Annotated in this window: 22 protein-coding genes and 1 pseudogene; 13 read left to right on the forward strand and 10 right to left on the reverse strand. The window is 59.4% G+C overall.

What is annotated here, in order from left to right; translation table 11 throughout:
• Window positions 1-17: 17 nt before the first annotated feature.
• From ACM6IR_RS23675 to coaBC, 3 genes and pseudogenes are all read right to left on the reverse strand, one after another.
• Window positions 18-1421 (reverse strand): annotated as a pseudogene (locus ACM6IR_RS23675) (phosphomannomutase/phosphoglucomutase); the annotation flags it as partial.
• A gap of 303 nt (window positions 1422-1724) precedes the next feature.
• Entirely contained in the window at window positions 1725-2180 is a 456-nt protein-coding gene (dut, locus tag ACM6IR_RS23680; RefSeq protein WP_414909932.1) for a dUTP diphosphatase, read from the reverse strand.
• Window positions 2181-2185: 5 nt separating this feature from the next.
• Window positions 2186-3394, reverse strand: coding sequence for a bifunctional phosphopantothenoylcysteine decarboxylase/phosphopantothenate--cysteine ligase CoaBC (gene coaBC / locus ACM6IR_RS23685; RefSeq protein WP_414909933.1), 1209 nt, complete (start codon window positions 3392-3394; stop codon window positions 2186-2188).
• Window positions 3395-3530: 136 nt separating this feature from the next.
• Between coaBC and radC the strand changes: the two genes are divergently transcribed.
• Complete coding sequence (gene radC, locus ACM6IR_RS23690) at window positions 3531-4205, forward strand: RadC family protein (RefSeq protein ID WP_414909934.1); 675 nt, start codon at window positions 3531-3533, stop codon at window positions 4203-4205.
• A 129-nt stretch (window positions 4206-4334) separates the two neighbouring features.
• On the opposite strand, the gene ACM6IR_RS23695 is transcribed toward radC, so the two are convergent.
• Entirely contained in the window at window positions 4335-5921 is a 1587-nt protein-coding gene (locus ACM6IR_RS23695) for an ABC transporter substrate-binding protein (protein WP_414909935.1), read from the reverse strand.
• Window positions 5922-6368: 447 nt separating this feature from the next.
• Between ACM6IR_RS23695 and rpmB the strand changes: the two genes are divergently transcribed.
• Window positions 6369-6602 (forward strand): 50S ribosomal protein L28, encoded by a 234-nt coding sequence (gene rpmB, locus ACM6IR_RS23700; RefSeq protein WP_007894701.1) that lies wholly within the window; start codon window positions 6369-6371, stop codon window positions 6600-6602.
• Window positions 6603-6613: 11 nt separating this feature from the next.
• A complete protein-coding gene (gene rpmG, locus ACM6IR_RS23705; RefSeq protein WP_007894709.1) occupies window positions 6614-6769 on the forward strand; it encodes a 50S ribosomal protein L33 in 156 nt (51 codons plus the stop codon).
• A 181-nt stretch (window positions 6770-6950) separates the two neighbouring features.
• On the opposite strand, the gene ACM6IR_RS23710 is transcribed toward rpmG, so the two are convergent.
• On the reverse strand, window positions 6951-7313 hold the full coding sequence (locus tag ACM6IR_RS23710; protein ID WP_414909936.1) for a cupin domain-containing protein: 363 nt from the start codon (window positions 7311-7313) through the stop codon (window positions 6951-6953).
• Between the two features lie 236 nt (window positions 7314-7549).
• Between ACM6IR_RS23710 and ACM6IR_RS23715 the strand changes: the two genes are divergently transcribed.
• Window positions 7550-9043 carry an aldehyde dehydrogenase gene (locus tag ACM6IR_RS23715; RefSeq protein ID WP_414909937.1) on the forward strand — a complete coding sequence of 498 codons (1494 nt, stop codon included), beginning with the start codon at window positions 7550-7552 and terminating at the stop codon, window positions 9041-9043.
• A gap of 160 nt (window positions 9044-9203) precedes the next feature.
• A complete protein-coding gene (locus tag ACM6IR_RS23720) occupies window positions 9204-10349 on the forward strand; it encodes an MFS transporter (protein WP_414909938.1) in 1146 nt (381 codons plus the stop codon).
• A gap of 156 nt (window positions 10350-10505) precedes the next feature.
• On the opposite strand, the gene ACM6IR_RS23725 is transcribed toward ACM6IR_RS23720, so the two are convergent.
• Window positions 10506-12080, reverse strand: coding sequence for a phospholipase D family protein (locus ACM6IR_RS23725; RefSeq protein WP_414909939.1), 1575 nt, complete (start codon window positions 12078-12080; stop codon window positions 10506-10508).
• A gap of 59 nt (window positions 12081-12139) precedes the next feature.
• Window positions 12140-13573 carry a PLP-dependent aminotransferase family protein gene (locus tag ACM6IR_RS23730; RefSeq protein WP_414909940.1) on the reverse strand — a complete coding sequence of 478 codons (1434 nt, stop codon included), beginning with the start codon at window positions 13571-13573 and terminating at the stop codon, window positions 12140-12142.
• 178 nt (window positions 13574-13751) lie between these two features.
• On the opposite strand from ACM6IR_RS23730, the gene ACM6IR_RS23735 reads away from it, so the two are divergent.
• Entirely contained in the window at window positions 13752-13997 is a 246-nt protein-coding gene (locus ACM6IR_RS23735; protein ID WP_414909941.1) for a DUF1127 domain-containing protein, read from the forward strand.
• A gap of 127 nt (window positions 13998-14124) precedes the next feature.
• On the opposite strand, the gene ACM6IR_RS23740 is transcribed toward ACM6IR_RS23735, so the two are convergent.
• Window positions 14125-15417, reverse strand: a complete 1293-nt coding sequence (locus ACM6IR_RS23740) for an NAD(P)/FAD-dependent oxidoreductase (RefSeq protein WP_414909942.1) — start codon at window positions 15415-15417, stop codon at window positions 14125-14127.
• Window positions 15418-15564: 147 nt separating this feature from the next.
• Between ACM6IR_RS23740 and ACM6IR_RS23745 the strand changes: the two genes are divergently transcribed.
• The gene (locus ACM6IR_RS23745) at window positions 15565-15918 is read left to right on the forward strand and encodes a YkgJ family cysteine cluster protein (RefSeq protein ID WP_007947437.1); all 354 of its coding nucleotides are present in this window, start codon (window positions 15565-15567) and stop codon (window positions 15916-15918) included.
• A gap of 106 nt (window positions 15919-16024) precedes the next feature.
• Here the strand turns inward: ACM6IR_RS23745 and ACM6IR_RS23750 are convergent, their stop codons facing one another.
• A complete protein-coding gene (locus ACM6IR_RS23750; protein WP_003176896.1) occupies window positions 16025-16513 on the reverse strand; it encodes an Lrp/AsnC ligand binding domain-containing protein in 489 nt (162 codons plus the stop codon).
• 157 nt (window positions 16514-16670) lie between these two features.
• Between ACM6IR_RS23750 and dadA the strand changes: the two genes are divergently transcribed.
• The 6 genes from dadA (at window position 16671) to ACM6IR_RS23780 (ending at window position 22956) form a co-directional block, all read left to right on the forward strand.
• Window positions 16671-17975, forward strand: a complete 1305-nt coding sequence (gene dadA / locus ACM6IR_RS23755; protein ID WP_414909943.1) for a D-amino acid dehydrogenase — start codon at window positions 16671-16673, stop codon at window positions 17973-17975.
• The gene (locus tag ACM6IR_RS23760; RefSeq protein ID WP_414909944.1) at window positions 17947-18300 is read left to right on the forward strand and encodes a RidA family protein; all 354 of its coding nucleotides are present in this window, start codon (window positions 17947-17949) and stop codon (window positions 18298-18300) included. The genes dadA and ACM6IR_RS23760 overlap by 29 nt, the downstream gene beginning before the upstream one ends.
• A 111-nt stretch (window positions 18301-18411) precedes the next feature.
• Window positions 18412-19485: an alanine racemase gene (alr, locus tag ACM6IR_RS23765; protein ID WP_414909945.1), complete on the forward strand. Its 1074-nt coding sequence runs from the start codon at window positions 18412-18414 to the stop codon at window positions 19483-19485.
• A 127-nt stretch (window positions 19486-19612) separates the two neighbouring features.
• Window positions 19613-20161 carry a cupin domain-containing protein gene (locus ACM6IR_RS23770; protein WP_414909946.1) on the forward strand — a complete coding sequence of 183 codons (549 nt, stop codon included), beginning with the start codon at window positions 19613-19615 and terminating at the stop codon, window positions 20159-20161.
• A 182-nt stretch (window positions 20162-20343) separates the two neighbouring features.
• On the forward strand, window positions 20344-20760 hold the full coding sequence (locus ACM6IR_RS23775) for a c-type cytochrome (protein WP_414909983.1): 417 nt from the start codon (window positions 20344-20346) through the stop codon (window positions 20758-20760).
• 273 nt (window positions 20761-21033) lie between these two features.
• Window positions 21034-22956: an acetyl-CoA hydrolase/transferase C-terminal domain-containing protein gene (locus ACM6IR_RS23780; RefSeq protein WP_414909947.1), complete on the forward strand. Its 1923-nt coding sequence runs from the start codon at window positions 21034-21036 to the stop codon at window positions 22954-22956.
• Between the two features lie 66 nt (window positions 22957-23022).
• Here the strand turns inward: ACM6IR_RS23780 and ACM6IR_RS23785 are convergent, their stop codons facing one another.
• On the reverse strand, window positions 23023-23595 hold the full coding sequence (locus ACM6IR_RS23785) for a xanthine phosphoribosyltransferase (RefSeq protein ID WP_083349906.1): 573 nt from the start codon (window positions 23593-23595) through the stop codon (window positions 23023-23025).
• Window positions 23596-23617: the final 22 nt, after the last annotated feature.

Raw genomic sequence — 23617 nt, forward strand, 5'->3', positions numbered from 1 at the left:
AAAGGCGCTTCAATTAATCAAAATGGTAGTTGGAGATCAGGTGCAACACGCTTCAACTGGACTTTGAAAACGTCCTTGATGCGTTGCAATTCCGCCTCGTCATCAGCCTCGAAACGCAGCACCAGCACCGGTGTGGTGTTGGACGCGCGCACCAGGCCCCAGCCTTTGGCGTAGTCGACTCGCACGCCGTCGATGGTGGTCAGGTCGGCGCCTTCCCCCCACTTCGCGTCGTGCAATGCATCAATGATGCTGAATTTGCTCTCTTCGGTCACATGGATATTGATTTCCGGCGTAGAAATATCGTTCGGGAAGGTCGCAAACAATTCTTCCGCCGAGGATTTTTCCTTGCTGAGGATTTCCAGCAGCCGTGCGGCGCTGTAAATGCCGTCGTCGAAACCGAACCAGCGCTCCTTGAAGAAGATGTGCCCGCTCATTTCGCCGGCCAACAGCGCGCCGGTTTGTTTCATTTTCTTTTTGATCAACGAGTGACCGGTTTTCCACATCAGTGGGCGACCGCCGTATTCCTTGATCAGTGGTGTCAGGCGGCGGGTGCATTTGACGTCGAAAATGATCTCCGCGTCGGTGTTGCGCGCGAGTACGTCGCGGGCGAACAGCATCAGCAAGCGGTCCGGGTAGACGATGCTGCCGGTGTTGGTCACTACGCCCACGCGATCGCCGTCGCCGTCGAAGGCCAGGCCGATGTCGGCGTTGGTTTCCCTGACCTTGGCGATCAGGTCCACGAGATTTTCAGGCTTGCCCGGATCCGGGTGATGGTTCGGGAAGTTGCCGTCGACTTCGCAGAACAGCGGAATGACTTCGCAGTTCAATGCTTCGATGAGTTGCGGGGCGATCACGCCGGCAGCGCCGTTGCCGCAGTCGACCACCACCTTCAGGCGGCGGGCGAGTTTGATGTCCTGGACGATTTCGGTGTTGTAGCGATCGAGAATCTCGACCTGGGTGATGCTGCCCTTACCGCTGCTCAGATTGTTGGTCTTGAGGCGTTCGTGCAGGGCCTGGATCTGTTCGTTGGCCAGGGTATCGCCAGCGATGACGATCTTGAAACCGTTGTAGTTCGACGGGTTGTGACTGCCGGTGAGCATCACTCCGGACTTGCCTGCCAGTACGTTGGCGGCGTAGTACAGCGCAGGCGTTGGCACCAGGCCAACGTCACTGACGTGGCAGCCGCTGTCGGCCAGGCCTTTGATCAATTGCTCCACCAGTTCCGGGCCGGAGAGGCGGCCGTCGCGGCCAACGGATACGTTCGGTTCGTCCTGGGCCAGGCTCTGGGAGCCGATGGCGCGACCGAGCCAATAAGCGGTTTCAGCGTTCAGAAATTCCGGGACAGTGCCGCGAATGTCATAGGCGCGGAAGATGCTGTCGGGGAATTTGGGTACGAGTTGGGCTGGGCTGCTCATTACTGGAAATGCTCCATCTTGAAGGTGGCTGGACCTGGCGGCGAAATACTCGTCGGCCGGCTCAAACTGAAGGGTATGACGGCGTTTTCCACTGAGAGTTCGTGGTGCGAAAAGGCCATGACACCGACGCCGGCGAGTATTTGACCAGCCAATGCCTTGATTTTCAGTGGTAAACCTTCCAGGTGACGTCTGTGCAATCTTCAGTTCAAAACCTGTGGGAGCGAGCTTGCTCGCGATAGTGGACTGGCAGGGGGCACCTTTGTCGAATGTGCAGCCGTCATCGCGAGCAAGTTCGCTCCCACAAAGTCATCAATGGCTGCCGGAGTGCCCGAAACCGCCCACGCCGCGCTCGGTTTCAACGAACTCTTCGACCATCTCAAAGTGTGCTTGAACCACCGGCACCAGCACCAGCTGAGCCAGACGCTCGCCCACCACCATGTTGAAATCGGTCTGGCCACGGTTCCAGCACGAGACCATCAGCGGCCCCTGGTAATCGGAGTCGATCAAACCGACCAGATTGCCCAGTACGATGCCGTGTTTATGGCCCAGACCTGAGCGCGGCAAAATCAGCGCCGCCAAACCCGGGTCGCCGATATAGACGGACAGGCCGGTCGGGATCAGCACGGTTTCGCCCGGCTTGATCACGGTGTCTTTTTCCAGCATGGCGCGCAGGTCGAGGCCGGCGGAGCCTGGTGTGGCGTACTGCGGCAGCGGGAATTCGCTGCCGATGCGAGGGTCGAGGATCTTGGCTTGCAAAGCGTGCATGTAAATTAAACCTGGTTCAGACGTTCGGCGATAAAAGTGACCAGTTGTCGAGCAATCTTGCTCTTGCTGGTCTGGGCGAAAAGTGTGGCGTGTAACTGACGGTCGATCACGCTGCAGGCGTTTTCTTCGCTGTTGAAGCCAATGCTCGGGTTGGCGACGTCGTTGGCGACGATCAAATCGAGGTTCTTGTCTTTCAATTTGCGGGCCGCGTAATCGAGCAAGTGTTCGGTTTCGGCGGCAAAACCGACACTGAACGGACGGTCGGGGCGCGTGGCGATGGTGGCCAGGATGTCCGGGTTGCGCACCATCTGTAGCAACAAGCCGTCACCGTTCGTAGGGTCTTTCTTCAATTTCTGTGGGGCCACGACTTCTGGGCGGTAATCCGCGACCGCTGCCGAAGCGATAAACAGGTCGCAAGGGATCGCGGCTTCACACGCGGCGAGCATGTCGCGGGCGCTCACCACGTCGATGCGCGTCACGCGATCCGGGGTCGGCAGGTGCACCGGGCCAGTGATCAGGGTCACGCGGGCACCGGCTTCCACCGCGGCTTCGGCCAGGGCAAAGCCCATTTTACCGGAGCTGTGGTTGGTGATGTAGCGCACCGGATCGATGTTTTCCTGGGTCGGGCCGGCGGTGATCAATACGTGTTTGCCGGTCAGTGCCTGGCGCTGGAAGCAATCTGCCGCGCACTGTGCGAGGTCGGTGGCTTCGAGCATGCGGCCCATGCCGACGTCACCACAGGCCTGGCTGCCGGAGGCCGGGCCGAAGACTTTCAATTCGCGGCTTTCGAGGGTTTGCAGATTGGCCTGGGTCGCCGGATCGCGCCACATGGCCTGGTTCATCGCCGGGGCAACGGCGACCACCGCGTCGGTGGCCAGCACCAGCGTGGTCAGCAGGTCGTCGGCAATGCCTTGGGCCAGACGGGCGATCAAGTCGGCGGTGGCGGGGGCGATCAGCACCAGGTCGGCCCATTTGGCCAGCTCGATGTGGCCCATCGCAGCTTCAGCCGCCGGGTCCAGCAGGTCGAGGTGGACCGGGTGCCCGGACAGCGCCTGCATGGTCAATGGTGTAATGAACTCGCTGCCGCCACGGGTCATGACCACGCGCACTTCGGCGCCCTGATCGATCAGGCGACGGACCAGGTCGGCGCTTTTGTAGGCAGCGATGCCGCCGCCTACGCCCAGAACGATGCGTTTCCGATACAGCCGCTGCATAGGCCTGCCTTTCAATTCGATGGTGGCTGCATGGCGATACCCCCTCCCCAGGGATGAAATCGCCAGCAAAAAAGATGGGCTACGATATCACAGCGACCGCTACGGAGCAGCGGCGCCCACACGACAAGGAGGTGCTATGAGTATTCGCGATTGGCCGGCGGCCGAGCGGCCGCGGGAGAGGCTGCTGGAGTTAGGCTCGGCGAGTCTTTCGGACGCCGAACTGCTGGCGATTTTTTTACGTACCGGTGTATCCGGCAAAAGCGCAGTGGACCTGGCGCGACACCTGTTGAATCAGTTCGGCAGCCTGCGGTCGCTGCTTGAGGCGGATCAACAAACATTCAGCAAACAATTAGGGCTCGGGCCAGCAAAATTCGCTCAGCTGCAGGCGGCGCAGGAAATGGGTCGACGGCATTTGGCCGAACGCGCGCGTCAAAAATCGGCGCTGGAAAATCCGCAGGCGGTTCGTGATTATCTGAAATCGATGTTGCGCCACGAGCCTCACGAGGTGTTCGGGTGTCTGTTTTTGGATTCCAAACACCAAGTGCTGATCTTTGAAGTACTGTTTCGCGGCTCCATCGACAGCACCAGCGTATATCCGAGGCAAGTGGTCAAGCGCGCGCTGGCTCACAACGCCGCAGCAGTGATTCTCTGCCACAACCACCCATCGGGTAGTACCGACCCCAGCCAGGCTGATCGAAAGCTGACCAAGCGCCTGCAAGAGGCGCTGGACCTGATCGATGTGCGTGTACTCGACCATTTCATCATCGGTGACGGCGATCCGCTGTCGATGGCCGAGTACGGGTGGATGTAACTCACAGTCCTGTAGGCGCGAGCTTGCTCGCGATAAACCTGAGAACGCCACTTGGTGTCAGGCTTACCGCGTTATCGTTGACGATCATCGCGAGCAAGCTCGCTCCTACAGGTTTTGTGTCGGGGCGGATTATTTGAGGTTGACCTTCGAGTAGTCCTGGCGGCCGAACGGGCTGACCGAGTAACCCTCGACGTCTTTGCGCGTCAACGCGAAGGCGGTCGGGTGGGCCAGGGGCAGCCACAGCGCCTGTTGCTGGATCTGCGCCTGGGCCTGCTCATAGAGCTTGGTGCGCACACCTTGCTCGCCAGTGGTCTTGCCGGCGCTGATCAGTTTGTCCAGGTCCTGGTTGCAGTAACGGGCGAAGTTGGTGCCGGACTTGACCGCCGCGCAGGAAAACTGCGGCGTGAGGAAGTTGTCCGGGTCGCCGTTGTCGCCCGCCCAGCCCATGAACAGCAAGTCATGTTCACCGGCCTTGGCGCGGCGAATCAGCTCGCCCCACTCGATCACCCGGATCTCGGCCTGAATGCCGATTTCTGCGAGGTCAGACTGAAGCAATTGCGCGCCGAGGCTCGGGTTCGGGTTCAGCAGACTTCCGGAGGGGCGGGTCCAGATGGTGGTCTGGAAGCCATCCTTCAATCCGGCCTTGGCCATCAATGCACGGGCCTTTTCGACGTCATGCGGATAGCCCGGCAAGCCTTTGGCATAACTCCAGGTGTTGGGCGGATACGGGCCATTGGCGGGCTCGGCGGTGTCTTCGAAGACCGCCTTGATGTAGTTGGCTTTGTCGAACGCGAGGTTGATCGCCTGGCGCACTTCAGGTTTATCCAGTGGTGGATGCTGGCTGTTGATGCCGACGAACGCGGTCATGAAGGCGTCAGTTTTTTCGACTTTCAATGTCGGCTCTTTGAGTGCTGCCTGTACGTCCATAGGCTTGGGCGACAAAGCGATCTGGCACTCGTTGCGGCGCAATTTCTGCAAGCGCACGTTGGCATCCGGTGTAATGGCAAAGATCAGTGGATCTGCCGAAGGCTTGCCGCCGAAATAGTCGGCATTAGCCTTGTAGCGAATGGAAGCGTCCTTCTGGAAACGGGTGAAAATGAACGGGCCGGTGCCGATCGGCTGGCTGTTGAGCTTCTCCGGAGTGCCGGCCTTCATCAGCTTGTCGGCGTATTCAGCCGAATAGATTGAGGCGAAGCCCATGCTCAGGGTCGCGAGGAAGGTCGAGTCCGGGTGGTCGAGGGTAAAGCGCACGGTCAGCGGGTCGAGTGCGTCGATCTTATTGATCAGCGCCGGCAATTGCATCGACTGGGCGTGGGGGAAGCCGCTCTGCGCAACGGTGTGCCAGGGGTTTGCCGGGTCGAGCATGCGGTCGAAGCTGAACTTCACGTCCTCGGCGGTCAGGTCACGCGTCGGGCTGAAGTATTCGGTGTGGTGGAACTTCACCTGCGGATGCAGTTTGAACACGTAAGTCAGGCCGTCGGGCGTGACGTCCCAGCTGTCCGCGAGGCTGGCGACCACTTTGCCGCTGGCGGTATCGAAGTCCACCAGGCGGTTCATCAGCACGTCGGCCGAGGCGTTGGTGGTGGTCAGGGAGTTGTATTGCACCACGTCGAACCCTTCGGGGCTGGCCTCGGTGCAGACAGTCAGCGCGGCCGCCATAGCCTGTGGGCACAGCAGAAGAGGGGCAAGCAACAGGGGTAGGGCAGCGAGGCGCATGGTCGGATTCCTTTACAGATCGAAGGCCCATCTGCAAGTGCAGTCTGGAAAAGGCTTACCCTAGTGGGCTCTTTTGCAAATGACTATCCCCTTTTTCATTTTAAGGGGACTATAGGCGACTGTTTTCAGTGAGTGCTGGCTGAGAAAAATCCTGAATTGGCACGTTGGCCGATTCTCTGCGACGAGCGGTCTTCATCGACGATAGCCTTTATCTTGGGCGCTCAAAGCCCGAAACATGGGGTTTTTATCAACTCAGCACACACGGAATGTTGTTGCTCTCTAGTCTTTCTGGTATAAAGCAGCGCTCTTTTCTAGGGGCCCGGTTCCTTCGTTTGTAGGTGTAGCCGGTAAGACCCCTAAAGAAACGCGGCGCCTGGCGCCAAATGACTGAGAGATTAAGCGGCCAACCCATGCCGGGTTGGGCATGTGGTTTTAGAGGGCTGAGGCATGTCGAGAGTCTGTCAAGTTACCGGTAAGGGTCCGGTGACTGGGAATAACATTTCCCACGCAAACAACAAAACCCGTCGTCGTTTCCTGCCGAACCTGCAGCATCACCGCTTCTGGGTTGAAGAAGAGAAACGTTTCGTGCGTCTGCGCGTATCTGCCAAAGGCATGCGTATCATCGACAAGCGTGGCATCACTGTCGTGCTGGCCGAAATCCGCAAAGCTGGCAAGATCTAAGGGAGCTAATCATGCGTGAATTGATTCGTTTGATTTCGAGCGCCGGTACTGGTCACTTCTACACTACCGACAAGAACAAGCGTACTACTCCGGACAAAATCGAGATCAAGAAATTTGATCCGGTTGTTCGTAAGCACGTGATCTACAAAGAAGGCAAAATCAAGTAATTGATTTTTCTCTCTTACGAAAAAGGCCCGTATCGCGAGATACGGGCCTTTTTTGTGGGCTGTGGTTAGTGTTGTCTGCCAGGACGCCTTCGCGGGCAAGCCTCGCTCCTACAGGACGGACGCAATCCACTGTAGGAGCGAGGCTTGCCCGCGAAGAGGCTAGTCCAGACAACTAAAATCTTCAGGCCTTCTGTTCAAACGCCACGTAGATCTTGCGGCACGGTTCCAGCACTTCCCACGTGCCCCGAAACCCGGCCGGGACCACAAAGCGATCTCCCGCGCGCACGGTTTTGCTGTTGCCATCGTTGTCGCGCAATACCGAAACGCCCTGCACGATTTCGCAGTATTCATGCTCGGTGAAATTCACCAGCCACTGGCCGACTGCGCCTTCCCAGACACCGGCGTTCAACTGACCGCACGGGCTGTTGTAGTGGTTGTAGACCGCTTGTTCCGGGTCGCCCTTGAGGACTTTTGCCGGGTCCGGCCGATAGCGATCGGGCTGGGTAGTGGCCTGGCTGAAGTCGACGATGTCCTGGATGCTCATTGTTGTTATCCCCCGTGATTGCGGCGCGAGTGGTTAGAAAGCCAAAGTCTATGTTTATTAAAATGAACATCGCAAGGCCGTTTGCCGCCGTTATGTCAAATATATTGAAACTTCACCTGCCGCTGGTTTAGGGTGGGAGTTGCCTTGGGCCGAAAAGCAGGCTGGCCGGGCAGAATTCCTGGGACCGCCCGCGAAGAACGCGGGGCGCTCGTATTCAATAAGAGGAGGACTCTCGTATGACCACCCTGACTCGTGCCGATTGGGAACAACGGGCTCGCGATCTGAAGATCGAAGGCCGCGCCTACATCAATGGTGAATACACCGATGCCGTCTCCAGCGAGACCTTCGAATGCATCAGTCCGGTCGATGGTCGTCTGCTGGGCAAGATTGCCAGCTGTGACGCCGCCGACGCCCAGCGTGCCGTTGAAAACGCTCGCGCCACCTTCAATTCCGGCGTCTGGTCGCGCCTGGCGCCAACCAAGCGCAAAGCCACCATGATTCGTTTCGCCGGCCTGCTGAAACAGCACGCCGAAGAGCTGGCCCTGCTTGAAACCCTGGACATGGGCAAGCCGATCAGCGATTCCTTGTACATCGACGTTCCAGGCGCGGCGCAAGCCCTGAGCTGGAGCGGTGAAGCCATCGACAAGATCTATGACGAAGTGGCGGCGACCCCGCACGACCAACTGGGTCTGGTGACTCGCGAGCCGGTTGGCGTCGTCGGCGCCATCGTGCCGTGGAACTTCCCGCTGATGATGGCCTGCTGGAAACTCGGCCCGGCGCTGTCCACCGGCAACTCGGTGATCCTCAAGCCGTCCGAAAAATCCCCGCTGACCGCCATCCGCATCGCTGCGCTGGCCGTTGAAGCCGGCATCCCCAAAGGCGTGCTGAACGTGCTGCCTGGCTACGGCCACACCGTCGGCAAAGCCCTGGCCCTGCACAACGACGTGGACACCCTGGTGTTCACCGGTTCGACCAAGATCGCCAAGCAACTGCTGATCTACTCCGGCGAATCGAACATGAAACGCGTCTGGCTCGAAGCCGGCGGCAAGAGCCCTAACATCGTGTTCGCCGATGCCCCGGACCTGCAAGCGGCCGCTGAAGCAGCGGCCGGCGCCATCGCCTTCAACCAGGGTGAAGTCTGCACCGCCGGCTCGCGTCTGCTGGTCGAGCGTTCGATCAAGGACACCTTCCTGCCACTGGTGATCGAAGCGCTGAAAACCTGGAAGCCGGGCAACCCGCTGGACCCGGCGACCACAGTCGGCGCGCTGGTGGATACCCAGCAGATGAACACAGTGCTGTCTTACATCGAATCCGGTCACACCGACGGCGCCAAACTGGTCGCTGGCGGCAAGCGTATTCTTCAGGAAACCGGTGGCACTTATGTTGAGCCGACGATTTTCGACGGTGTAAGCAACGCGATGAAAATCGCTCAGGAAGAGATCTTTGGGCCGGTACTGTCGGTGATCGCTTTCGATACCGCCGAAGAAGCCATCCAGATTGCCAATGACACCCCTTACGGCCTCGCCGCTGCGGTGTGGACCAAGGACATCTCGAAGGCTCACCTGACCGCCAGGGCGCTGCGTGCCGGTAGCGTGTGGGTCAACCAGTACGATGGTGGCGACATGACCGCACCGTTTGGTGGCTTCAAGCAGTCGGGCAACGGTCGCGACAAGTCATTGCATGCGTTCGACAAGTACACCGAGCTGAAGGCGACCTGGATCAAGTTGTAAGTTCAATACAACGTAGATCCCCTGTGGGAGCGAGCTTGCTCGCGATAGCGGTCTGACAGTCGACGTCAATGTTGAATGTGAAACTGCCATCGCAAGCAAGCTCGCTCCCACATTTGTTTTGTGTTGTCGGTGAAAAATAATATCCACAGGAGCGTGGAACATGCGTTGGGCGACTTATTTCGCCGTGTTGGCGTCGGTCCTGAGTGTCGGCCTGGCCTTGGGTGTCAGCATGCCGCTGGTGTCGTTTCGCCTGGAAAGCTGGGGTTACGGTTCGTTCGCGATCGGCGTGATGGCGGCGATGCCTGCGATTGGCGTCTTGCTGGGCGCGAAAATCTCCAGCCACCTGGCGGCGCGTCTCGGTACGGCCAATCTGATGCGCCTGTGCCTGTGGGCCGGGGCATTGTCCATTGGTTTGCTGGCGCTATTGCCGAGTTATCCGATCTGGCTGCTGCTGCGATTGATGATCGGGGTGGCGCTGACCCTGGTCTTCATTCTCGGTGAAAGCTGGATCAATCAGCTGGTGGTCGAGCAATGGCGTGGGCGGCTGGTGGCGCTGTATGGCAGCACCTACGCATTGAGTCAGTTGGGCGGGCCATTGTTGTTGGGAGCCTTGGGCACCGAGCAGGATTATGGTTTCTGGGTCGGCGTCGGTTTGCTGGTGGCGGCGCCGTTGCTGTTGCTGGGCCGCAGTGGCGCGCCCAGCAGCGAAGCCAGTAGTGTGACCTTCGGTGACTTGCTGGGTTTCTGCCGAAGCCTGCCGGCGATTGCCTGGGCGGTTTCGTTGTTCGCGGCGTTTGAAGCGATGATCTTGACCTTGCTACCGGTGTATTGCTTGCGTCAGGGCTTCACGGCGGAGATCGCCCTGGCGATGGTCAGCACGGTGGTGGTCGGCGACGCCTTGCTGCAGCTGCCGATAGGGGCGTTGGCTGATCGCTTGTCGCGACGCACGCTGTTCACCGGGTGTGCAGTGGTTTTGCTGCTGTCCAGCCTGGCGATTCCGCTGCTGATCGACACGTTGATGATCTGGCCGTTGTGGGTGTTATTCGGCGCCAGTGCCGGGGGGCTGTTCACCTTGTCACTGATCCTGATCGGCGAGCGATACCGCGACGATGCGCTGGTGCGGGCCAATGCTCACATCGCGCAGCTGTGGGGAATTGGCTGTCTGGTCGGGCCACTGGCAGCCGGTGCCGGCAGCCAATGGATCAGTGGGCATGCATTGCCATTGCTGATGGCGGCCGGTGCGTTTGGGTTGGTGATTCTGGTGTCGCGCCAAGGGGCATTTGGCGCCGTGACCGAGCCTGCTTGATGCCTACAGCTCAGCCACACCCCTTCAAGTCTAAACATACAAGCGAGCCTGCTCGCGAAAGCGGTGTTTCATTCAGCATCTGTATTGGCTGGCATGACGCCTTCGTCGGAGCGCCGCCCGGAGCAGGCTCGCTCCCACAAAGTTTTTTGTCGGCTGTCAGAGCATCCGCTCCAGGCCAACGGTGGTGCTTATCCAGGCGTTGAAGCGCCGCCACCAGCTACCCGGCTCCCTGGTCAGGGTGTGCATCTTGCCGTCATCTTCGGTGACCCAGACGATCTTGCCTTGTTCCAGTTTCACCTGATAACTCAAAGGCGGCGCCATGCCCTGCAGTGCCAGTTCGCGGACACGGGTCGCGAGTGCCGGGCTGTCCACCAGCACGCCGACTTCGGTGTTCCACAGTACTGACCGTGGGTCGAGGTTGAACGAGCCAATGAACGATTTCTGCTGGTCGAAGATCATTGCCTTGCTGTGCAGGCTGGAATCGGAATTCGGCGAGGATTTGCTGGCAAAAACAAGCGGTCCGCTGCCACTGCCACTGCCGCCGCCGGGCTGTCGACGCAATTCGAACAATTGCACGCCGTGCTCCAGCAGTACCTTGCGATAGGGCGCGTAACCACCATGCACCGCCGGCACATCAGTGGCCTCCAGTGAGTTGGTCAGCAGCCTCACCGAGACGCCAGAATCGGCACGCCCGGTCAGGTACACCACTCCCGGTTGGCCGGGTACGAAGTATGCCGCAATCATGATCAGCTCTTTGCTGACCCCGTTGAGCTCAGGCGCCAACTGCGTGGTCAGCAGCAACTGCGGGTCGGGTTTGCCGTCGGCCAGCACCTTGCTCGGTGCATCCCACAATGCCTGGCTCCGGGCCCAGATCAACTCCCTGCGCCAGATGTCCAGGCGCGGGTGCGTGGCGTAGGTCATCATCTGCCGATAGAGCGCGTGATTCTGTTTGCGCGTTTCTTTCAGGGATTTTTCCAGCTGGGTGCGGGTATTTTCCAGGTCCTTGGTGGTCGGCTTGTTCGTGAGGAACTCATTGATTGGCTTGCTCAGCGCACTGTTCCAGTACTGGTCAAAACTGTGCCCCAGTTGCTCGGCAACCGGGCCGACGCCGAGCAGGTCGATGTCGGTGAAATTCAGGTTGGGCTCGGCATCGAAATACTCGTCCCCCAGGTTGCGCCCGCCGACAATCGCCACGCTGTTGTCCGCCAGCCACAGCTTGTTGTGCATGCGCCGGTGTTGCTGCGACAAGTTGAACAGTCGGCCCACGGTTCGCGTGACACCGGTGCTGCGGCCCAGGTGCAGCGGGTTGAACAGGCGGATCTGGATCTGCGGATGTGCCGCGAGCGTGGCGATGATCCAGTCCAGACCGTCGCTGGTGGTGTCATCGAGCAGGATTCGTACGCGCACGCCACGGTCGGCAGCCTTGAGCAGTTCGTCCACCAGCATCCGTGTACTGATGCCGTCGTGGACGATGTAGTACTGCAAATCAAGACTGCTTTTGGCGTTGCGGATCAGCTCGGCGCGGGCCGTAAAGGCTTCGGTACTGTCGGGCAGCAGTCGAAAGCCGGATTGCCCTTGGTGGGGGGCGGCCTGGGCCTGGATTGACCGGCCAAACGCCGAGTCGCTGGCGGGTAGCGTCTGGCTGGGTTCGCGCTGAACGTGGACGCTGGCGCAACCGCCAAGGAGCGAAGCGAGTAACAGAAGAGCAAGCAGGGGCGGTCTGATTCTCACGTGGGATCGTTCCGATTGGCGGTAGATGTCGGCTTATGGAAGCTGGCTTACTGGTAAGGTTAGTCGGTGATGCGGTTAGTTTCTGCCAGCAATTTGATTGCTGCGGCGCCGACCTTGCGTACCGCTTCCTCAATCAGTGGTGTCGGCTTGGCAGCGTAGTTCATGCGCAGGCAATTGCGGTACTTGCCCGAGGCGGAAAAGATACTGCCGACGGCAATCTGTACGCCCTGATCGTGCAAGGCGCGATTCAGTTTCAGGGTGTCGAAACTTTCCGGCAGTTCGACCCAGAGCATGAAACTGCCTTGCGGGCGACTCGCGCGGGTGCCGGTCGGGAAATACCGGCTGACCCAATCGATCATCATGTCGCGATTGCGTTGGTATTGGCTGCGCATTCGCCGCAAATGCGGTTCGAAGTGCCCAGCCTTGAGGAATTCCGCAATCGCGATTTGCGGTTGTGGAGCCGTAGAGCCCGTGCTGATGTATTTCATGTGCAGCACCCGTTCCAGATACCGGCCCGGCGCAACCCAGCCGATCCGCAATCCCGGTGCGAGTGTCTTGGAGAATGAACTGCACAGCAGGACGCGGCCGTCTTCGTCGAAGGATTTGATCGTACGTGGACGCGGATAGGTGTAGGCGAGTTCGCCATACACATCGTCTTCGATAATCGCCACGTCGAAGCGCTGGGCAAGCGTTAACAAGGCACGTTTACGCGACTCGGGCATGATGTAGCCCAGCGGGTTATTACAGTTCGGAGTCAACTGTATGGCTTTGATCGGCCATTGTTCCAATGCCAGTTCCAGCGCATCAAGGCTGATCCCGGTGAGCGGGTCGGTGGGAATCTCGAGGGCTTTCATGCCCAGGCCCTTGAGGGTCTGCATGGCGCCGTGAAAGCTTGGCGAATCTACCGCGACGATGTCTCCCGGTTCGCAAATCGCCCGAATGCTGGTGGACAGTGCTTCGTGGCAACCGGTGGTGACCACCAGCTCGCTGGCGCTCAACTGGCAGCCCGAATCGAGCATCAGGCGGGCGATCTGTTCGCGCAGTTCCAGGGTGCCGTGGATGTTGTCGTAATACAGTCCGGGCATGTCCTGCCGGCGGCTGATACGCGCCAGGCCTCGCAGCAGTGGTTTCATCGTCGGCGTAGTGATGTCCGGCATACCGCGACCCAGTTGCACCACATCCTTGCGCGGCACCGCGCGGATCAACTCCAGCACTTGATCCCACTGGGAAATATCCACCGGTCGCTGGGCCGGCCGGCCAATGGCTGGCAGCTCGGGCAGCGCTCGGCTCACCGGTACGAAATACCCGGATTTCGGTTTCGGAGTCGCCAGTCCGCTGTCTTCCAGCACGCGATAGGCCTGCTGCACCGTACTCAGGCTGACCCCGTGTTCGACACTCAAGGCCCGCACCGATGGCAGCCGGTCACCGGGGCGATAGAAGCCCTGTTCGATACGCGTGCCGAGCAATTCGGCGAGATTGACGTACAGGGTCATGGCGCAGTCTCGGTAGGGTTATTCACTTGAGCAGTACAGATCAGGTAAAAATTTATGATTCAGAGGTCAAAATGGCAAATCTGTATGGAGTTAATACAGATATTTTGAATCTGTAATGCTTTTTGCCGTCCCCGCATCATGAAAGCTCTGGCTACCCAAGTAAACAGGAGCGATAGAAATGAGCGGCTTGAGCGATGTGCGGCTGACCTTATACAGTCAGGAGCTGGCGGCAGGGCAAATCAATGGCGCGCGTGAGGCGGTCATGCGCAATGCACCGTCCGGCCTGGGTCGTTGGGGGCTGTTCTGGCATCGTCTGCACACGCGCAAGGCGTTGCTGGAGCTGACACCCCAGCAGCTCAAGGATGTCGGATTGAGCCGTGAGCAGGCGCGGGAGGAGGGGTTAAGACCGTTCTGGCGGATGTGAAATCTATGGTGTTTCTGCCGGCCCTTTCGCGAGCAAGCTCGCTCCCACAGGTGATCTGTGTCGTTCACAAAACCTCTGTAGGAGCGAGCTTGCTCGCGATGAGGCCTGAAGCAACACAGACAGTGTCTCAGACCAACTCTTTAAGCCGATGCCACAACATCCCCAACGCCAACAACGGCGAGCGCAAATGCTTTCCTCCCGGAAAAGTGATGTGCGGCACTTTGGCAAACAAATCGAACCCACCGCTCTGCTGCCCGCTGATCGCTTCAGCCAACAGCTTGCCCGCCAGGTGCGTGGCATTTACCCCATGACCCGAATAAGCCTGGGCGTAATACACATTCGGCTGGTCCTTGAGCCGACCGATCTGTGGCAGGCGATTCGCACCAATGCCAATCATTCCGCCCCATTGATAGTCGATTTTCACCCCGGCCAGTTGCGGGAAAACCTCCAGCATCTTCGGCCGCATATAGGCCGCGATGTCCTGTGGGTCGCGACCTGAATAATGGCAGGCGCCGCCGAACAGCAAGCGTCGGTCCGCCGAGAGCCGGTAGTAATCCAGCGCTACTCGTTGATCGCAGACGGCCATGTTTTGCGGCAGCAAGGCGTGCGCCTGTGCTTCGCTCAAGGGTTCGGTGGCAATGATGTAGCTGCCGGCGGGCAGCACTTTGCCGCTGAGTTCGGGATTGAGCCCGTTGAGGTAGGCATTACAGCCCAGCACCAAGGTCTTGGCGCGGACCGAGCCTTGAGCGGTATGAACCTTGATCTCGGGGCCATAATCGATGCGGGTAACCGCCGATTGTTCGAACAGCCTGGCGCCCAATTGTTGTGCGGCAGCGGCTTCGCCAAGGGCCAGGTTCAATGGGTGAAGATGCCCCGAACCCCTGTCGATCAGGCCACCGACGTATCGGTCGGAACCCACCACGCTGGGCATTTCGTGGGCTTGCAGTAAGCGGGTTTCGTAACGGTAACCGAGGCTGCGCAGTTCTTCGGCGTCTTCGGCGAAGCCTTCGAGGTCACGAGGTTTGTTGGCGAGGTCGCAGTAGCCCCAGGTCAGGTCGCAAGGGATCTGAAAACGCTCGATTCGCTGTCGGACGATTTCCACCGCTTCGAGCCCCATGAGTTTCATCTGACGCACGCCTTGCGCACCGATGACGTTGGCGAATTGATCGAGTCCATGGCCAATGCCGCGAATCAGTTGCCCACCATTGCGTCCGCTGGCGCCCCAACCGATTTTGCGGGCTTCGAGCAGCACCACGCTGAGGCCGCGCTCGGCCAGTTCGAGCGCCGTGTTCAGCCCGGAAAACCCACCGCCAACCACGCACACATCCGCGACCAGCTCGCCCGCGAGCGCTGGATAATCAGGCTGCGGCAGACTGCTGGCGGCGTAGTAAGAGGCAACGTGCTGGGCACGGGCGTTCATGCGCATCATCCTGATTCTGTGTGTTTAGAAAATTTGACGGAGCATAAGCCGGACCCTCGAGCGCGGGCAACACTGGTCGGTTGGTGCTGTCTGGATCGGGTTTTTTGCGGCAGAATCCCGCTCTATTCCGCTTTCGGCACCGCTTCGATGAGTTGCAACAGTCAGAAAATCCGCACGCTTCGCCAGCAGATTCCCTCGTTCGAGTGTGTGCCCGGCTGCCATGACTGCTGTGGGCCGGTGACCACTTCGCCGGAAGAAATGTCCCGCCTGCCGCGCAAGACACGCGCCGAACAGGATGCGGCGATGGATGAGCTCAATTGCGTCCATCTTGGGCCCAATGGCTGCACCGTGTATGACGAGCGTCCACTGATCTGCCGATTGTTTGGCACCACCAAGACCTTGCCATGCCCCAATGGGCGGGGGCCGGTGGAGCTGATTCATCCACGGGTCGAGAAGCAGATCCACGAATACATGGCTTCGACTCGGCAGGTCCTCGTCTAAGGGAAGACCGAGTCGCCTGCCTTCGCGAGCGGGCTCGCTCCCACAAGGACGCCACGGTACCTGTGGGAGCGAGCCTGCTCGCGAAGGCGCCAGACCAGGTGGCACTTCAATCCGGAATCGGCAGGTTCAAGCTCTCTTTCACCTCTTCCATCACGATATAGCTCTTGGATTCGCGCACATGCGGGAGCTTGAGCAATATGTCGCCCAGCAGCTTGCGGTACGAGGCCATCTCGGAGATCCGCGCCTTCACCAGATAGTCGAAATCCCCTGATACCAAATGGCATTCCAGCACGTGGGGCAATTTCAGCACTGCGCGTCGGAACTCTTCGAACGTATCGCCGGATTTGTAGTCGAGGCTGATCTCGACGAACACCAGGAGACTACCCTTGAGGTGCTGCGGATTGAGTCGGGCGTTGTAGCCCATGATGATCCCTTCGCGCTCCAGGCGCCGGACCCGCTCGGTACAGGGCGTGGTCGAGAGCCCGACCTTTTCCCCCAGCTCGGTGAAGGAGATGCGCCCGTCTGTTTGCAGGATCCGCAAGATATTACGGTCGATCTTGTCCAGCTCGCGTTTGGTTTGAGTGTTGGTACGCATAGGGGATGCGCCTCCGTGAAAAGCGTTTTTGCCGAGAATTCTCGCCAAATATAGGCACTTATATAGTGAAAAGCACTGCCTAATCTTTTTTACACTGCGCACATCTAATGCTTTGAACAAACAACGTCAGCGGTAAGCCGCGATGAGGGATATGAAAATGCGCGTTATGGTCTTGGGTAGCGGCGTCATCGGTACCGCCAGTGCTTATTATCTGGCACGCGCCGGATTTGAAGTGGTGGTCGTGGACCGTCAGCCGGCCGCTGCCATGGAGACCAGTTTCGCCAACGCCGGGCAGGTCTCGCCGGGTTATGCCTCGCCGTGGGCCGCGCCTGGCGTGCCGCTCAAGGCCATCAAGTGGCTGCTGCAACGCCATGCGCCTTTGGCGATCAAGGCCACTGCCGACATCGACCAATACCTGTGGATGGCACAGATGTTGCGCAACTGCACCGCCAGCCGTTACGCGGTGAACAAAGAGCGCATGGTCCGCCTGTCCGAGTACAGCCGTGACTGCCTTGACGAACTGCGCGCCGAAACCGGTATTGCCTACGAAGGCCGTAGCCTCGGTACGACCCAACTGTTCCGCACCCAGGCTCAGCTCGACGGCGCCGCAAAAGACATCGCCGTTCTGAAAGAGTCCGGCGTGCCGTTCGAATTGCTCGACCGCGCCGGCATTGCCCGCGTCGAACCCGCATTGGCCAGCGTCACTGACATTCTCGCCGGTGCGTTGCGCCTGCCGAATGACCAGACGGGTGACTGCCAGATTTTCACCACTCGCCTGGCCGAAATGGCTGTGAAACTGGGTGTGGAATTCCGTTTCGGTCAAGACATCCAGAAGCTCGACTACGCCGGTGATCGCATCAATGGTGTGTGGATCGACGGCAAGCTGGAAACTGCCGACCGCTACGTGCTGGCGCTGGGCAGCTACTCGCCGCAGTTGCTTAAGCCACTGGGCATCAAGGCGCCGGTGTATCCGCTCAAGGGCTACTCGCTGACCGTGCCGATCACCAATCCGGCGATGGCACCCACGTCGACCATTCTCGACGAGACCTACAAAGTCGCGATCACCCGTTTCGACAACCGCATTCGCGTCGGTGGCATGGCTGAGATAGCCGGTTTTGACCTATCGCTGAACCCGCGTCGGCGCGAAACCCTGGAGATGATCGTCAACGACCTTTATCCTCAGGGCGGCGATCTGGCCCAGGCGAGCTTCTGGACCGGTCTGCGTCCGACCACCCCGGACGGCACGCCAATCGTGGGTGCCACGCCGTTCAGTAACCTGTTCTTGAACACGGGTCACGGTACGCTCGGCTGGACTATGGCGTGCGGTTCCGGCCGTTTGCTGGCTGACCTGATGGCGAAGAAAACGCCGCAGATCAGCGCTGAAGGCCTCGATATTTCCCGTTATGGCAAAAAAATTCAGGAGTCCGCAAAACATGGCAATCCAGCGCCAGCTCACCAATGAGCGCATGAGTCAGATCGTCGCTCACAATGGAACGGTGTATCTGGCAGGGCAGGTCGGCGATGACCTGAGCGCGGGGATTGAACAGCAGACCCGTGAAACCCTGGCCAACATCGAGCGTCTGCTTGATCTGGCCGGGACTGACAAAAACCACCTGTTGTCAGTCACCATCTACCTGAAAGATATAGACGCACACTTTGAAGGCATGAACGCGGTGTGGGATACGTGGCTGCCAAAAGGCGCCGCCCCGGCCCGCGCGACGGTTGAATCGAAACTGTGCGAACCGCACATACTGGTCGAGCTGTCGGTTGTGGCCGCTCTGCCGTAACTGCTCTGAAATAAGTTGCTCAGAAAGATCCCTCTCCCGGTGCAGCAGGCGGTTAACGCCGTCAGCCAGCGCCGGTTTTTATTCCCAATGACCGACCAGAAGTCTGCCGCCATGCGTCCTGCCCGTGCCCTGATCGACCTTCAAGCCCTGCGTCACAATTACCAAATCGCCCGTGAAGTCACGGGGGCCAAGGCCCTCGCGGTGATCAAGGCCGATGCCTACGGCCATGGCGCGGTGCGTTGCGCCCAGGCGCTGGAAGCCGAGGCGGACGGGTTTGCGGTGGCCTGCATCGAAGAAGCGTTGGAACTGCGCGCTGCGGGCATTCGGGCGCCGGTATTGCTGCTGGAAGGTTTTTTCGAAGCCGATGAGCTCTCGCTGATCGTCGAACATGATTTCTGGTGTGTGGTGCATTCGCTGTGGCAACTCGAGGCCATAGAAAAAGCCACACTGAGCAAGCCGATCACGGTCTGGCTCAAGCTCGATTCGGGCATGCACCGGGTCGGACTGCATCCGAAGGATTACCAGGCGGCCTATCAACGGCTTCTGGCCAGCGGCAAGGTCGCGAAGATCGTGCTGATGAGCCACTTCGCCCGTGCCGATGAACTGAACAGCCAGGCCAGTGCCGAGCAGGTCGCGGTGTTCGAAGCGGCACGTCAGGGTTTGTCGGCGGAAATCAGCCTGCGCAACTCGCCGGCGGTGATGGGTTGGCCGCAGATTCCGAGTGATTGGGTTCGCCCGGGCATCATGCTCTACGGCGCCACCCCATTCGAAGAAGCCAACGCCGTGGCCTCGCGCCTGCAACCGGTGATGACGCTGGAATCGAAAGTCATTTGTGTGCGTGAACTGCCGGCCGGTGAGCCGATTGGTTACGGCGCCAGGTTCATTACCCAGAAGCCAATGCGCGTTGGCGTGGTGGCCATGGGTTATGCCGATGGCTACCCGCGTCAGACACCGACCGGAACCCCGGTGCTGGTCGCCGGGCAACGCAGCCAGTTAATTGGCCGGGTGTCGATGGATATGCTGTGTATTGATTTGACCGATGTGCCGCAAGCCGGTCTCGGTTCGACCGTCGAGTTGTGGGGCAAAAACATCCTGGCCAGCGACGTGGCCGCGGCCGCTGATACGATTCCTTATCAGATCTTCTGCAACCTGCGCCGGGTGCCACGGCTCTATTCCGGGAGCTAGGCGCAGGTAGCCCGAATCGAAAGTCGTTTCACCGAAGAGGATTCAGGTCAAAGTGTTGTAAATACTGAACGCTGTCGCCATGATAACGCTCAATATTCCAACAACCTGAATTCCTGGAGGCGCAAGCTTGGACGTCGGTGAACGACTGCAATCGATCCGTAAGCTCAAAGGTCTTTCCCAGCGTGAGCTCGCCAAGCGCGCGGGTGTCACCAACAGCACCATTTCGATGATCGAGAAAAACAGCGTCAGCCCTTCGATCAGTTCGCTGCGCAAGGTGTTGGGCGGGATTCCCATGTCCATGGTCGAGTTCTTTTCCGAAGAAATCCTGGAGGAAAAGCCGACTCAGATCGTCTACAAAGCCAACGAGCTGATCGATATTTCCGATGGTGCAGTGACCATGAAACTGGTCGGCCGGGGTCACCCGAGCCGTGCCATCGCGTTCCTCAACGAAATCTATCCCCCCGGCGCCGACACCGGTGACGAGATGCTCACCCATGAAGGTGAGGAAACCGGAATTCTGCTCGAAGGGCGACTTGAGCTGGTGGTCGGGCTGGAAACTTTTGTGCTCGAAGCTGGCGATAGCTACTACTTTGAAAGTACCAAGCCGCATCGTTTCCGAAATCCGTTCGATGCGCCGGCGCGACTAATCAGCGCAGCGACTCCAGCAAACTTTTAACCAAAGAGGCGCCCTGCCAGCATGGCCGAGGCACCCGTGCTGTTTTTCCGTTGCACAACAAGACCCCTTCGACTTTGGGGTTGTTTCAGTGTGGCGGGCTTACCGCTATACTTGCGCCCGCCTGCGAACCGTGGCCGTAGGCGTGACTAGCCACCATTGAGGGTGAACGCGTGAACCTAATTATGAAAATGCTGGCCGTACCAGCAACCGTATTGGCCCTTTGGGCAGTTAGCGCTCAAGCGGCGACCAACGACGATATCGCCAAGCGCCTTGAGCCTGTCGGCCAGGTCTGCGTTCAGGGTCAAGAGTGCAAGGGGATGGACGTCGCGGCTGCGGCAGGCGGCGGTGGTGGTGCCAAGACACCTGACGAAGTAATTGCAAAACATTGCAACGCTTGCCACGGTACCGGCCTGCTGGGATCGCCGAAAATCGGCGACGCGGCTGACTGGGGCAAACGTGCCAAAGAGCAAGGCGGGATTGATGGCCTGCTGGCCAAAGCCATCACCGGCATCAACTCCATGCCGCCAAAAGGCACCTGTGCCGACTGCTCGGATGCCGAGTTGAAAGGCGCAATCTCGAAGATGTCCGGCTTGAAGTAAGCCTTCATCTCCAGCGAAAAAGCCGCTTCCGAGCGGCTTTTTTGTGCCTGCTGATCCCTTGTAGGAGCGAGCTTGCTCCGGGCGGCGTTCCGACGATGAATTCGAAGACGCTGCGGGGTGTCAGTCTTGCCGCGTTATCGTTGACGACTATCGCGAGCGAGCTCGCTCCTACAAGGTTTTGTGTTGGCTGATTGGTTTTTGAGTCTGTTCATTGCAGCAAAGACCCGGCAAGCTCGTTCCAACCCCAACTCACGGAATGTAAGGGAGGATCAGATGGTGCAGCTGTGTTCTATCGAGCAGGCGGTCGATGATGTCTTGGCACGGTTGCCGACGCATATTCATATGGGCCTGCCCCTGGGCCTGGGCAAACCCAACCACTTCGTCAACGCGCTGTATCAGCGCGTTGCGCAATTGCCCGATCGCCAGCTGACGATCTACACGGCCCTGTGCCTCGGTCGACCTTCGTTGGGCGACGGCTTGCAAAAACGCTTCCTCGAGCCCTTCATCGAACGGGTATTCGGCGATTATCCAGAGCTGGATTTCCTCGCGGCTCTGCACCAGGACAACCTGCCGCCCAACATTCATGTCCAGCAATTTTTCATGCAGCCAGGCAGCCTGCTACACAGCGCCTGCGCTCAGCAGGATTACGTCAGCAGCAACTACAGCCACGCCGCCCGGGATATCAACGCGGCCGGTTTGAACCTGGTGGCGCAATTGGTGGCCAGCCAGGGTGAACATCCCGATTGCCTGAGCCTGAGCTGCAACCCGGACATCACCCTCGACCTGTTCCCGATGATCGCCAAGCGCCGCGCGGCCGGCGAGACGATCCTGCTGGTGGGCCAGGTGCACAACGCGTTGCCCTACATGCCCGGTGACGCGGAAGTCGGCATCGACACCTTCGACCTGCTGATCGACGAGAAGGACAACACCACGCTGTTCTCCACGCCGAACATGCCGGTAGGTTTCCAGGATCACTTCATCGGCCTGCACGCCAGCACGTTGGTGCGCGATGGCGGCACCTTGCAGATTGGCATCGGCGCCATGGGCGATGCGCTGACCGCTGCGGTGCTGGCGCGACAAGCTGACAACGCGGGTTATAAGGCATTGCTCGCGGACCTGAATCTAAGCCAATGGGCGCAGTTGATCGATCGCGAAGGGGGGATCGAGCCTTTCGTAAAGGGCCTTTACGGTTGCAGCGAAATGTTCGTCAACGGTCTGCTGGTGCTGGTCGATGCCGGGATTGTGCGGCGCAAGGTCTATCCTGACGTGGCGACCCAGCAACAGGCGAATGCCGGCACCCTCGACGAAGCGGCGCAAACCGATGGTATTTGCGTCCACGGCGGTTTCTTTCTCGGGCCGCGCAGTTTTTACCAACGCCTGCGCGAGCTGCCGCACAGCAAGCGGCTCGAATTCAACATGACCCGCATCAGCTACATCAATGAGCTGTACGGCCAGGAAGAACTCAAGCGTTTGCAGCGCATCGATGCGCGATTCGTCAACACGGCATTCACCGTGACCCTTCTCGGAGCCGGCGTGGCCGATCAGCTCGAAGACGGGCGCGTACTCAGTGGCGTCGGCGGGCAATACAACTTCGTGGCACAGGGGCATGCGCTGGAAGGTGCGCGCTCGGTACTGATCCTGCGCAGTTGGCGCGAATCGGGTGGTGAGGTCAGTTCGAACATCGTCTGGGAATACGGTCACTGCACAATTCCGCGACACCTGCGGGACATTGTGGTCACCGAGTACGGTATCGCCGACCTGCGGGGCAAGACCGATGCAGCAGTGATCGAGGCGTTGCTCAACATCAGCGATTCACGGTTTCAGTCGGGGTTGATCGCGCAGGCGCAAGGCGTCGGCAAACTGCCGAAGAATTTCCGCCTCGATCGACGATTCACCGAGAACACTCCACAGCGTTTGCAGGCGATCCAGGCGCGGCATCCGAACCTGTTTGCGGAGTATCCATTGGGCTGCGATTTCACCGAGGTGGAGCGGGATGTGTTGCGGGCGCTGAACTGGCTGAAGAGCAAGTTCAAACTCACGGAGATTCTGGAGTTGGGCAAGGCTGCGCTGGATGCGCCGGAGCCTTCATCATTTCCCGAACATTTGGAGCGGATGCAGCTGAGCAATCCTGAAGGGCTGAAAGAGGATTTGTTTCAGCGCCTGCTGCTCACCGGCCTGAAAGCCACCGCCATCTAACGGCCAACCGAAAATACCTGTAGGAGCGAGCTTGCTCGCTCCTACAGAGGGATATGCGCTGTGGCGTTATTCGATGAACGTCACGACGCCGTCCGCCAGCGACTGCACCCGGGCCAGCGATTCAACGCGATAACCCTGCGCATCCAGTTCCGCGCGGCCGCCCTGAAACGACTTCTCGATCACGATACCCAGACCCGCCACGGTGGCGCCGGCCTGTTTGATGATCGAGATCAGCGCCTGGGACGCTTTGCCGTTAGCCAAAAAGTCATCAATGATCAGCACGCGGTCGCTGCTGGTCAGGTGGCGCGGGGAGATCGCCACGGTGCTTTCGGTCTGCTTGGTGAACGAGTAAACGGTCGCCGACAGCAGGTTCTCGGTGAGGGTCAGGGATTGATGCTTGCGCGCAAAAATCACCGGCACACCCAGGTTCAGACCGGTCATGATCGCCGGGGCAATGCCCGAGGCTTCGATGGTGACGATCTTGGTGATCCCCGAGTCCTTGAACAACGTGGCGAATTCGTCGCCGATCAGCTTCATCAGGGCCGGGTCGATCTGGTGGTTCAGAAACGCGTCGACTTTCAGGACCTGGTCGGAAAGCACGATGCCTTCTTCGCGAATTTTCTTGTGCAGTGCTTCCATGAAGCGTTCCTCTTTGGGCGCC

It is taken from the genome of Pseudomonas sp. IT-P253, assembly GCF_949768125.1.
Lineage (GTDB): Bacteria > Pseudomonadota > Gammaproteobacteria > Pseudomonadales > Pseudomonadaceae > Aquipseudomonas.